This is a genomic window from Pseudomonas sp. P5_109 (assembly GCF_034009455.1).
Classification (GTDB): domain Bacteria; phylum Pseudomonadota; class Gammaproteobacteria; order Pseudomonadales; family Pseudomonadaceae; genus Aquipseudomonas.
This window is the reverse complement of sequence record NZ_CP125380.1, coordinates 6,365,245-6,376,470: the sequence shown is the minus strand read 5'-3', so window position 1 is coordinate 6,376,470 and position 11,226 is coordinate 6,365,245. Positions and strand designations below refer to the sequence as shown.

Below are 11,226 nucleotides of genomic sequence, written 5' to 3'. Positions count from 1 at the left end.
GTGGGAGCGGGCTTGCCCGCGAAGGGGCTCTCAGCTACAACACAATACTCATGCCGTCATAAGCCACTTCAACCTGGCGCCGATCCAGCTCCGCGCGCTGTGGTGAATCCTCATCGAGAATCGGGTTGGTGTTGTTGATGTGGATAAGTACTTTGCGCTGGTTGGGCAATTGCTCAAGCACTTCGAGCATGCCGCCGGGCCCGTTCTGCGCCAGGTGGCCCATCTCCCGACCGGTGCGGGTGCCGACCCCGCGACGCTGCATTTCGTCGTCATCCCACAAGGTGCCATCGACCAACAGGCAATCGCTGTCGGCCATGATCTCAAGCAGCGGCGCATCGACTTTGCCAAGTCCCGGTGCGTAAAACAGTTTGCCACCGGTGTTCAGGTCTTCAACGATCAGGCCGATGTTGTCGCCCGGATGCGGGTCGAAACGGTGCGGCGAGTAGGGCGGCGCGGCGCTGCGCAGTGGCAGCGGAGTGAAGCGCAGGTTCGGGCAAGCCGGGACGCTGAAGCTTTGATCGAGTTCGATGCGGTTCCAGTTCAGCCCGCCATTCCAGTGCGTCAGCATGGTGAACAGTGGGAAGCCACTGCTCAGATCCTCGTGGACCATGTCGGTACACCAGACCTGATGAGGGCAACCTTCGCGCAGCATGAGCAGGCCGGTGGTGTGGTCGATCTGGCTGTCCATCAGGATGATCGCACCGATCCCGGTATCGCGCAGGGCGCGACCCGGCTGCATCGGGGCGAAGCTCTGGAGTTGCGCGCGGATGTCCGGGGAGGTGTTGCACAGCACCCAGTTCACGCCGTCATCGGAAATTGCGATGGACGATTGTGTCCGAGCCGTGGCCCGCAGGCTCCCGTCGCGAAAGCCTGCGCAGTTCACGCAGTTGCAATTCCACTGGGGGAATCCGCCGCCGGCGGCGGAACCTAGAATCTGGACGAACATGGGCGCTCCATCATTTCAACGCTGAAAATAAAACGCCTCGGATAACCGAGGCGTTGTGCTGCACATCTGCCAAGGCAGAGATTAGCGGCTGGCGAAGTACATGGTGACTTCAAAGCCGATACGCAGGTCGGTGTAGGCAGGTTTGGTCCAGGCCATAAATTGAACTCCTTCGGTTGGGGTAGGACAGCGCTATCTATAGGTATAGGCCACCTCAAAGTCAAAGAGGTTCCAGATAGTTAGGTTGCTATGTTACTCAAAATTTCAAAGAGATTGCCCGTGAAACTTTGAGAAAGCTCCTTACAGCCCCGGTAATGATCATTTTGCCGCTTGCCATGGCGCGTCGGGTACAGCGCTGTTGGCAAGGCACCGCCGGCCACCTTCGGCCTGATTCAGGCGTTGGGCCGCAGCCAGTAGAGCGGTCTGGTCAATGCGCACAATGGCCTCGGGCAAGTGCATCAGATAATCCGACGAACGGCCGGCCAGCTTGCCCTGCCAGAGCAATTCGGCCGCTTGCCCCGTGGTAAGCGCAGCGCTGGAAAACTGATCCGCCAGGGCCTGGCGTTGAGCGTTGAAGGTGCTGTCGTCGAGCGAGTGGATCAGCTCCGGCAATGAATCCAGGAATTGCTCGATGTGTTGCAGCAGCTCCACAGGTGCAACGCTTGGCGATTGCACGCCGAACAGCAACCCGGTTTGCCCGTGGATTTGCCGCAGGGCGCTGAACACCGCATAGCCGAGTTGCAACTCCACCCGCAGGCGTTGGTAGAACGGCGTCTGGCAGACATGCGCGAGCAACCGCCACGCGGCTTCGTCGGCCATTTCCTGAGTGGCTGTCGGACAGAACAGCAGCAACGCGTGCTCGCTGGAAGTGGTATCGACAGTGCTCCACAGATGCTGTGCAAGGATCGAAGAGGGCGGCGTCGGTTGATTGTCCGGCGTGCCGGGTATGCGGCTCAAGGCCAGGCCCATGGCCGCTTGAGTCTGAGCCGATAACCCGATGGCCAGCCCATCCCAGCGTGCACTCGACCAGAGTTGCTGCACGTCATCCGAGTTCGCGGTGTGCCCGTGGCAGTGATCGGGCAATGTTTTGAGCAGTTGTCGAATCGGTATCAACGCAACGCTGGTCGATGCGGTTTGTGAGACAGCGGCATCGGGTTTTGTCAGTTCTTTCAGCACATGCTCGAGGACGGCGGACATCGGCTCCTGTAGCCCATTTAGTTTGAGCAGCCATTCGTTGCCCGACGCACTGAAGGACAAATCCACACCGGCCTGCCGCGCGTCTTCGCGCAACGGCTGCAAGCTACTTTCCAGCCGTGACTGGAGGCTGCTGCCGGGAGCCGAGTCCAGGCGCCAGCGCAGATAAATTGCGCCTTCGGCGCTGTTGTCCGGCCATGCCTGGCTGAATTGCATCGGCGACCGTTCACGACGGCTGCGCGAACGGTCCTGGGCAAAAGTGCGCAAACCACGATGGGCGCTGGTCTGGCCGCGAATCAATCCGGCGTTGGGCGCCGGTGCTTCGGTACGCAGGAACGGGTTGGGTGCGGGCAATTGCCATGGCCCGCTGAAGTTATCCACAGCGCCGATTTGTTTGAGGATTTGCTTGAGGGCTGTAACGCCTTGCCCGGACAACCCGACTTCGTGTTGCTCGCTGTCCAGTCGGACCAGTTGCAAGGCGCTGCTGACTTGCTGCTGGCGCTGGAGCAGGGCGACGTACTCTTCGCGCAGCGGGCTCCAGTCTTGCCGGGCGAAGAAGCCCAGCCAATCCATCAGCCGCTCGCGAATCCCGGTTGCGACGGAGTTGGCGGGCAAGGTGAACTCGACGTGCAGCAAGGCTTGCCCGGCGAATTGATACAGCGACTCGGCCTTGAGCTGTTCCGCCAATCCACGCTCACGCAAATCCGCCAGCAAACCACCCGGCTTCTCGGAGTTCAGCGAGTGACACAGGAACAGCAGTGCTTCGGTGGAAGATTCGGGCAGGGCCTCGAGGGCAAACAGCAGATCCAGTCGTTGTTCGCCAGCCTGTTGATAACTTGAGTCTGAGCTCGTCATCAGCGGCGCGGGGGATTGTTGTGGGGTGGTTTCACCTTGGGCAAGGGCTTGGCCAAATGCCTCGGCCATCGCTCTCAATTCATCGACACTTTGCGGACCGGCCAGGCTCAAGGTCATCTGCCCTGTCCGATAGAACCGCTGATAAAAATCCTGCAATGCCTGCTGAAATTCGGGTTGCGGCACCGGCAGGCTATCGCGATTGCCCGCGTGGAAACCTCGCAGCGGATGAGCCTCAGAAAGCCCATCGAACAATGCCCGCTGTTGTTGCGCCGCTGGATCTTGTGACCACGCGACAAACTCCGCCTGCAACACTTCCCGTTCTCGCTGCTGATCGTCGGGATTCATACGTGGATGGGCGAGCATGTCTGACAGACGCTCCAGCCCACCGGCAAACGCCTGGGGTGACAGTTCGAAAAAGTAATCCGTGGTGCGTTCGCTGGTCCGCGCATTCACTTGCCCGCCATGACTCTGGACGTAGGCCATCAGCCCTTGTCCCGCAGGAAAACGCACGGTACCGAGAAACAGCAGATGCTCAAGAAAATGCGCCAGGCCAGGCCACGCCAGCGGCACATCATGGCTGCCCGCGGCGACCCGCAACGCGGCTGCGCAGCGCTTCAAATCAGGGGCATGACGCAGCGTCACCCGCAAGCCATTGGCCAGGGTTTCAGTGTGGGGGCGAGGGTGATTCAGCGCGGGCATGGGCACTTCCAGAACAGTGAAGTGCCCATGCTAGCGGATTAGAGTGCGTCAGCGCTTGCTCAGGTCGCCGTAAAGCTCGGGACGACGATCGATCAGGTAGCGATTGGCGGCGCGGGAGTCGACCATCAATTGACGATCCAACTCACCGACAATCAATGCTTCATCAAGTCCTGCCTGGGCGATGCGGCTGCCATCCGGCGCGGCGATGCTGCTCTGGCCGCAATAGTGGATGTCGCCTTCGTGGCCGCAATAGTTGGCGTAGGCCACATAGCATTGGTTTTCGAAGGCGCGGGAGCGCACGGTGACATCGGCGACGAAATCGAACGGAATCATGTTCGCGGTCGGCACCAGGATCAGCTCGGCACCGGCCAGGGCCAGGCGCCGGGCGTTTTCCGGAAATTCCAGGTCGTAGCAGATCAGGAAACCGAGCTTCCAGCCATTGAGCTCAACGATAGGAAACTCATCGGAACCTGCGCTGAACATCGAGTGATCGAGGTCGCCGAACAAGTGAGTCTTGCGGTAGTTGCACACACGCTCGCCACTGGCGTCGATCAACTGCACGGCGTTGTAGATCTGCCCGTCGGCGGTGCGCTCGGGATAGCCATACAAAATGGCGATCCCGGCCGCCTTGGCAATGCGCGCGATCTGCTGCGCCGACTCACCGTTATGCACCTCAGCCAGCACACTGACGGCATCGACACCGATGTTGTAGCCGGTCAGGAACATTTCCGGCAGCACCAGCAGGTCGGCACCTTTTGCCTCCAGCGCAAGCTGGTGCAAGCGTTGCAGGTTGCCAGCGACATCCAGAGGCAGCGGTGGGCATTGGTAAAGGGCTACGCGCATTTCGGATTCCTCTTACTCGGGCAGGGCGATCGGTCCGATCTCGTTGAATACATCTCCTGGACCCGGATTCTCGGCGTGAGTTGCACCGCCGAAGTGTTTCATGATGCCCCATACCGCGTTGAGCGATGTCTGCACCGCGCCCTCGACCCAGGCCGGCGTCCACGAAACGTCGTCACCGGCGATGAAGATCCCGCGCTGTTCGGCCGGCATGTCGTCCTGCATGAAGTGCGCGTACATGCGCTGGTTGTAGCGGTAGTGGCCGGGCAGGGCGCCTTTGAACGCGCCGAGGAAATGCGGGTCGGCTTCCCACGAAACGGTGATCGGGTCACCGATGATGCGCGCGGCGATGTCGACTTTCGGGTAGATCTTCTTCAACGCATCCAATGCCAGCTTCACGCGTTTTTCCACCGGCTGCGGCAGCATTTTCAGCGCGTCGCTCATCCACGAGTACGACAGGCAAATCACCCCTGGCTTGTCGTCGCCGTTGTCGAACAGATAAGTGCCACGGGTCAGGCGGTCGGTGAGGGTCATGCTCATCAGATCGCGGCCGGTTTCCGGATCCTTGTCCTTCCAGAACGGGCGGTCGACCATCACGAAAGTCTTCGACGACTGCATGTAGCGGGTGCGGTCCAAAGCCATCCACATCTTTTGCGAAAACAGGCTTTCGTCGCATTCGATTTGAGTGGTGAGCAGCCAACTCTGGCAGGTGGTCAGCACGGCTGCGTATTCGCGGGTGTCGCCCCAGTTGTCGGTGACGGCGAAACGGCCGCCCGGTGCGTGGGCAATTTTCTTCACGCCGGTGCGCGGTGCGCCGTTGTGCAGCGAGCTGAGGCTGGTGCCGGCCGGCCAGTGTGCGCAACGCTCCGGCACGTGGCGCCAGATGCCCTGCGGAACCTGTTCCACGCCGCCGACCACCAGGTGCTGGTGATCGTCGCAGTTGGTCATGACGACGCGGAAGATTTCCAGCATCGAGTTCGGGAAGTCCGAATCCCAGCCGCCGGTGCCGAAACCGACCTGCCCGAACACTTCGCGGTGATGGAACGACAGCTTGGCGAACGCCTTGGAGGTGGCGACGAAGTCGTAGAAAGTGCGGTCGTCCCACAGCGGTACCAGGGTGTTCCACAGCTCTTTGAGGCGTGGCACGTCGCGGTCGCGAATGGCTTGCTGGATATCCGAGAACTGCGAGCCGGCCTCCAGGGCATCGGCCCAGGCGTCAGCCACTTCCTGGAACAGTGCAGGAAGGTCCGACAACTTCTGTGCGTAATGGGTCTGACCTTCGAGGTCGATCACCGTACTGCCCGACGCAGGCGTCAGCGGGTTGGGGAAGGGTTTGGTTTCCAGGCCGAGCTTGTCGACATAGTGATAGAACGCAGTGGACGACACCGGAAAGCGCATCCCGCCCAGTTCGGCAACGATGCCTTCGGCACCATTGAACGCCTGGGAGCGCAAGCGGCCGCCCATTTTCGAGGCTTCGTAGACGACCGGTTTCAGACCCAGTTTCATCAGTTCGTAAGCAGCCACCAGCCCGGCGATGCCGCCGCCGACAATCGCCACTTCGGCACCGTGATTGTGCTCTGGAATGCTGCCCAGGCCAGCCGGGTGTTCGATCCAGTCGTCGAAGGCAAAAGGAAAGTCCGGACCGAAAATGGTGACTGGTTTCTTACCGTCTGCAGGATGGCGATTGTTCTTGTTCATGGCTGACCTTGCTGGCGACCCGACGCGGAATGTGCATCTGAGTATAGGAAAAGATGCCAGCCATTCTAGAGAGCACAGAGCACGTTAATAAGACGCAAAGTGTCGTCGTTTTGCTATTGGATTGATCAATGTGACGATCTATAAATACACACTGAGCACTGTGGGAGCGGGCTTGCTCGCGAAAGCGGTGTATCAGTCGCAAGTAGAATCGACTGACACGACGCATTCGCGAACAAGCCCGCTCCCACATTGGATAGCGTTCAAACCGGCTGCCCCCGATCAATCTTGCTACTCAAGATGATCGACGTCGTAGTCTTCTCTACCCCATCCACACTGCCAATCTGATCCAGCAACTGATCCAGCTGCTCCGGCGAATCGGTGCGCAACCACGCCACATAATCAAATTCGCCACTCACCGCACACAACTGCTGCACCTGCGCCATCGCGCTCAGGCGTCGCAACACCTCCTTGCCGGAACGCGGTTGCACGGTAATCCCCACATACGCCTGCAACCCGCCATCCACCACCCGCTGCCCAAGGCGCACGCCGTAGCCGGTGATCACCTTGGCCTTTTCCAGCCGCGCCAGGCGCGAGGTGACCGTGGTGCGGGCGATGCCCAATTGCCGGGCCAACATAGCCACACTCTCGCGGGCGTTGATCTGCAGGGCCGCGATCAACTGGCGGTCGATTTCGTCGAGAACGGGTGGGCGAATGTCAGGCAAAGGGGCTGTCTCCAACGGTACGGATCAATGGCCAAGCATGTTACAGGCACATCCGGCGCAGCGCTCGCGGCGGATATTTGATCTAGCCTCAGTACCGTTCATGACATTTCTGCCTGCGACAAATTGCCATAAGTAACTAGGTAGTACATTATTCCGCCCTTGTCACAAATGGGGAAAACTTCCGACATGAACAATTCTGGGGCTGCCGCCGGCAGCAAATGGTTGCTGGCGGGGCTGGGTGTGCTGATTGCACTGATCGGGCTCGGCCTGGCCGGTGGCGGCGGTTATCTGATCGCGCTCGGCGGTAGTGGGTACTTCCTGTTGATGGGCCTGGCCATGCTGGTGTCCGGGTTGATGATTGCCCGGCGTAAGCCGCTCGGCGCCTGGTTGTATGGTGTGGCGTTGGTCCTCACGGCGATCTGGGCCGTTTGGGATGCCGGCCTCGAATACTGGCCGCTGGTCTCTCGGGTACTGACTTTCGCCGTGATCGGTCTGGTTGTAGCGCTGATCTACCCGACCCTGGTCCGCGCTTCGGGCGCGACCGGCGGCCGTGGTGCTTACGGTTTGGCCGGTATTCTGGGCGTGGGCGTCGTTGCGACGATGGCCTACATGTTCGTGCCGACCCACGTGGTCAAAAACACCACTGTACCTGCGGTAACGCCGGTCACTCCGGGCACCGAACAGAAAGACTGGGCCCACTGGGGCAACACCACCGCCGGCAACCGCTTTGCCGCGCTGGACCAGATCAACAAGGGCAATATCGACAAGTTGCAGGTGGCCTGGACCTTCCGCACCGGCGACATCCCGCAAAGCACCGGCGCTGGCGCCGAAGACCAGAACACCCCGCTGCAAATCGGTGACACGGTCTACACCTGCACCGCCTACGGCAAAGTCTTCGCCCTCGATGCCGACACCGGCGCCCAGCGCTGGAAGTTCGATCCGCAAGGCACCGCGCCGAACTGGCAGCGCTGCCGTGGGCTGGGCTATTCCGAAACCCCAGTGGCTGCAGACAATCAGCCAACCGCCTGTACGAAACGTCTGTTTCTGCCGACCGGCGATGCACGCCTGATCGCCATCAATGCCGACACCGGCAAGCCCTGCGAAGAGTTCGGCAACAAGGGCACTGTCGACCTGACCACCGACATGGGTGAAGTGAAGCCCGGTTACTACCAGCAAACCTCGACTCCATTGGTCGCAGGTGACGTGGTGATCGTCGGCGGTCGCGTGGCGGATAACTACTCCACTGGCGAACCGCCGGGCGTGGTGCGTGCCTACGACGTGCGCAGTGGTGAGCTGGTGTGGGCGTGGGATCCGGGTAATCCGAACACCACCAAACGTCCGCCGGCCGGTGAGACTTATACCCGTGGTACGCCGAACGTGTGGTCGGCCATGTCCTACGACGCCAAGCTCGGTCTGGTCTACCTGCCAACCGGCAACGCGACGCCTGACTTCTTCGGCGGTCAACGCACCGAGTTCGACGACAAGTGGAACTCGTCCATCGTCGCCATCGATGTGAAGACCGGCCAGGTGCGCTGGCATTTCCAGACCACCCACCACGACCTGTGGGACTTCGACCTGCCAGCACAGCCGCTGCTGTACGATGTGCCGGACGACAAGGGCGGCATCCAGCCAGCCCTGGCGCAAGTCACCAAGCAGGGCGAGATCTTCCTGCTCAACCGCGAAACCGGCGTGCCTATCGCCCGCGTCGAAGAGCGTCCGGTGCCGCAAGGCAAGGTGCCCGGCGAGCGCTACTCGCCAACCCAGCCGTTCTCGGTGGACATGCCGTCAATCGGCAACAAGACCCTGACCGAATCCGACATGTGGGGCGCCACACCGTTTGATCAGTTGATGTGCCGCATCCAGTTCAAAGGCATGCGCCACGAAGGCGTCTACACCCCGCCGGGCATGGACCGCGCCCTGCAATTCCCGGGCTCGCTGGGCGGCATGAACTGGGGCAGCGTCTCGGTCGACCCGAACACCCACTACATGTTCGTCAACGACATGCGCCTGGGCCTGGCCAACTACATGATCCCGCGCGACAAGATCAAAGCCGGGGCCAGTGGTATCGAAATGGGCGTGGTACCGCAGGAAGGCACTCCGTTCGGCGCCATGCGCGAACGCTTCCTCTCGGCAGGCGGCATTCCGTGCCAGAAACCACCGTTCGGCACCATGTCGGCCATCGACCTCAAGACCCACAAACTGATGTGGCAAGTCCCGGTCGGCACCGTGCAGGACACCGGCCCGCTGGGCATCCGCATGCATCTGCCGATCCCGATCGGCATGCCGACCCTCGGCGCATCGCTCGCCACCCAGTCCGGCCTGCTGTTCTTCGCCGGCACCCAGGACTTCTACCTGCGCGCCTTCGACACCGGCAACGGCAACGAAATCTGGAAATCGCGTTTGCCGGTGGGCAGCCAGTCCGGGCCGATGACTTATGTGTCGCCGAAAACCGGCAAGCAGTACATTCTGCTGACGGTGGGTGGTGCGCGTCAGTCGACGGATCGTGGGGATTATGTGATTGCCTACGCTTTGCCCAAATAAGGCACGGTGAACCTTTGTAGGAGCGAGCTCGCTCGCGATGGACGTCAACGATTACGCGTGCTCGCTGAGTAAACGCGTCGTACTTGAGTTCATCGCGAGCGAGCTCGCTCCTACAGAAGGCGCCTGATGCCTTGATTGCTCAGCACTACGCCGTTGCGCGACGTCGGCTAGCATTGAGGTAATCAAGGGGGGCGAGGCGAAAGACATGACGACAAAACTGCCTGCCGCTGTACGAGACCACGCCTTGCAGATCGCCCATCACGAAATGGGTCACTACATAGTGGCCCGCACGCTGGGGTTTGAAACAGGTGGTGTGACCTTGACCGTGACGATGGATCTGCGGCATCAAGGTGGCGCGTCCGTTTCCCTGGTGCGGCCAATCGCTTCGATGGACACCATGAAGGAATATCTGGAAGCCCGGATGATGGTCCTTCTGGCTGGCGCAATGGCGCAGACACTCCCTTCAAAACCTTCAGCCGCCAAACGCGTCGATAAAGCGAAAGCCACGGCCATCCTCAAAGGTGAGCAGGGGGCGGAGCAGGATTACGCGAAAGTTAGAGAGTTACAGCATCTGCTACGCAACATCACCCATCCAGATACCGATCCCACGTCGGGTGAGCGCATAGCAGTGCAGCTTAAAACGATGACAGATCGGCTGTGGCTTCGGACTCAAAAAATCATAGAAGATCAGGCCGAGACGATTGCCGAATTGGCTGTGGCGCTGGTGGACGGCATGGTCATCGTGGAGCAGTGGGGACGGCCCGCAGATACGTATGAGGGCATGCTGACGGGGCAGGTGCTGGAGCGGCGGCTGGTCGTGCAGGCCATGCCTTCATGATGTGTTTGAACTGAAGAACCGAAGCATCTGGCTCTAATCAGTCCCAAAAAGGGAACGCTCGGTCCCTGTTTGGGAATGTTCAGGCTCTGTTTGTTTTATTGATCTGCATGCGTTCTCGTTTGAGCAGGTTTGCGCGTCAACACCTTCACTACATCATCAATAACCGCTTTGCTCATCGTCGTCAGGTAATGCGCGGCCCAGGCGTGACGGTCGGAGTCTTGGGCGTAGGCGGCGTCCACGGTGAGGGACTTGGCGAGGAAGAGCAGGTCGGAGGCTTGGGCCAGAGCGTCGGCGATGGGGACGTCGCGGCAGACGTGGAATAGGGGTTGGTTCGAGAGATAGAGGAAGGGGGTGAAGCCGACGGTTTTTAGTTCTGATGCTGACGGTGGGTTTGATTGAGGCATGTTGTTGCTCCCTGTAGTTCGATAAACCGCCACATTCGTTTCCAAGCGAATGGGTGGCGGCTGTGCGCAGGTTGGAAAACCGGGAACCAGGGAAACCGGCACGCCCGAAGGCGTCCCACGCACAGCTGCCATAACACGGGAACAAAGTCTTAAGACTTCTGCAGTCGTGATGGGGAGCGGTTGCGTTACGGTTCGACGGGTTTCCAAGCCCGATCGCTGAATGGTCAGCGACGGTCGGAGACTATCCCGTCGAAGAAAAGCGTAACAAGGCGGCAAAGTGCCCAACAGCAAGATTCGGAGTTTGCCTACAAGGTCCCAAGGCGTCATCCGATAAAACGAGACCTCAAGTAAACAAAACTAAACGTCAGACACGAAAAAGCCGCGTAAAAACGCGGCTTTCTTGTTTGGTGGGCCCACACGGACTTGAACCGTGGACCAAAGGATTATGAGTCCTCTGCTCTAACCAACTGAGCTATAGGCCCTCAGTAGGTC

9 protein-coding genes and 1 tRNA gene are annotated in these 11,226 nt (G+C 60.3%); 2 read left to right on the top strand and 8 right to left on the bottom strand.

Annotated features, from left to right (window positions below):
* Positions 1-34: 34 nt before the first annotated feature.
* The 6 genes from pqqB to QMK54_RS28415 form a co-directional block, all read right to left on the bottom strand.
* The gene (gene pqqB / locus QMK54_RS28440; RefSeq protein WP_320401672.1) at positions 35-946 is read right to left on the bottom strand and encodes a pyrroloquinoline quinone biosynthesis protein PqqB; all 912 of its coding nucleotides are present in this window, start codon (positions 944-946) and stop codon (positions 35-37) included.
* A gap of 81 nt (positions 947-1,027) precedes the next feature.
* Positions 1,028-1,102, bottom strand: coding sequence for a pyrroloquinoline quinone precursor peptide PqqA (gene pqqA, locus QMK54_RS28435; protein ID WP_003444522.1), 75 nt, complete (start codon positions 1,100-1,102; stop codon positions 1,028-1,030).
* A gap of 159 nt (positions 1,103-1,261) precedes the next feature.
* Positions 1,262-3,691, bottom strand: a complete 2,430-nt coding sequence (gene pqqF, locus QMK54_RS28430) for a pyrroloquinoline quinone biosynthesis protein PqqF (protein WP_320401671.1) — start codon at positions 3,689-3,691, stop codon at positions 1,262-1,264.
* Between the two features lie 48 nt (positions 3,692-3,739).
* Complete coding sequence (locus tag QMK54_RS28425; protein WP_110660726.1) at positions 3,740-4,534, bottom strand: carbon-nitrogen hydrolase family protein; 795 nt, start codon at positions 4,532-4,534, stop codon at positions 3,740-3,742.
* A gap of 12 nt (positions 4,535-4,546) precedes the next feature.
* Positions 4,547-6,229: a flavin monoamine oxidase family protein gene (locus tag QMK54_RS28420; RefSeq protein ID WP_103396636.1), complete on the bottom strand. Its 1,683-nt coding sequence runs from the start codon at positions 6,227-6,229 to the stop codon at positions 4,547-4,549.
* A 260-nt stretch (positions 6,230-6,489) separates the two neighbouring features.
* Positions 6,490-6,951, bottom strand: a complete 462-nt coding sequence (locus QMK54_RS28415) for an Lrp/AsnC family transcriptional regulator (protein WP_046029956.1) — start codon at positions 6,949-6,951, stop codon at positions 6,490-6,492.
* Positions 6,952-7,137: 186 nt separating this feature from the next.
* Between QMK54_RS28415 and QMK54_RS28410 the strand changes: the two genes are divergently transcribed.
* Positions 7,138-9,492 carry a glucose/quinate/shikimate family membrane-bound PQQ-dependent dehydrogenase gene (locus QMK54_RS28410; protein ID WP_320401670.1) on the top strand — a complete coding sequence of 785 codons (2,355 nt, stop codon included), beginning with the start codon at positions 7,138-7,140 and terminating at the stop codon, positions 9,490-9,492.
* A gap of 205 nt (positions 9,493-9,697) precedes the next feature.
* Positions 9,698-10,330 carry a peptidase M41 gene (locus QMK54_RS28405; protein WP_320401669.1) on the top strand — a complete coding sequence of 211 codons (633 nt, stop codon included), beginning with the start codon at positions 9,698-9,700 and terminating at the stop codon, positions 10,328-10,330.
* A 95-nt stretch (positions 10,331-10,425) separates the two neighbouring features.
* Here the strand turns inward: QMK54_RS28405 and QMK54_RS28400 are convergent, their stop codons facing one another.
* Both QMK54_RS28400 and QMK54_RS28395 read right to left on the bottom strand, forming a co-directional pair.
* Positions 10,426-10,734, bottom strand: coding sequence for a DUF3077 domain-containing protein (locus tag QMK54_RS28400; protein WP_320401668.1), 309 nt, complete (start codon positions 10,732-10,734; stop codon positions 10,426-10,428).
* A gap of 405 nt (positions 10,735-11,139) precedes the next feature.
* Positions 11,140-11,216, bottom strand: a tRNA-Ile gene (locus QMK54_RS28395).
* Positions 11,217-11,226: the final 10 nt, after the last annotated feature.

Excerpts from the sequence above, each read along its gene's own strand:
- pqqB (WP_320401672.1), bottom strand. The coding sequence starts at position 946 with ATGTTCGTCCAGATTCTAGGTTCCGCCGCCGGCGGCGGATTCCCCCAG.
- pqqF (WP_320401671.1), bottom strand. The coding sequence starts at position 3,691 with ATGCCCGCGCTGAATCACCCTCGCCCCCACACTGAAACCCTGGCCAAT.
- QMK54_RS28425 (WP_110660726.1), bottom strand. The coding sequence starts at position 4,534 with ATGCGCGTAGCCCTTTACCAATGCCCACCGCTGCCTCTGGATGTCGCT.
- QMK54_RS28420 (WP_103396636.1), bottom strand. The coding sequence starts at position 6,229 with ATGAACAAGAACAATCGCCATCCTGCAGACGGTAAGAAACCAGTCACC.
- QMK54_RS28410 (WP_320401670.1), top strand. The coding sequence starts at position 7,138 with ATGAACAATTCTGGGGCTGCCGCCGGCAGCAAATGGTTGCTGGCGGGG.
- QMK54_RS28405 (WP_320401669.1), top strand. The coding sequence starts at position 9,698 with ATGACGACAAAACTGCCTGCCGCTGTACGAGACCACGCCTTGCAGATC.
- QMK54_RS28400 (WP_320401668.1), bottom strand. The coding sequence starts at position 10,734 with ATGCCTCAATCAAACCCACCGTCAGCATCAGAACTAAAAACCGTCGGC.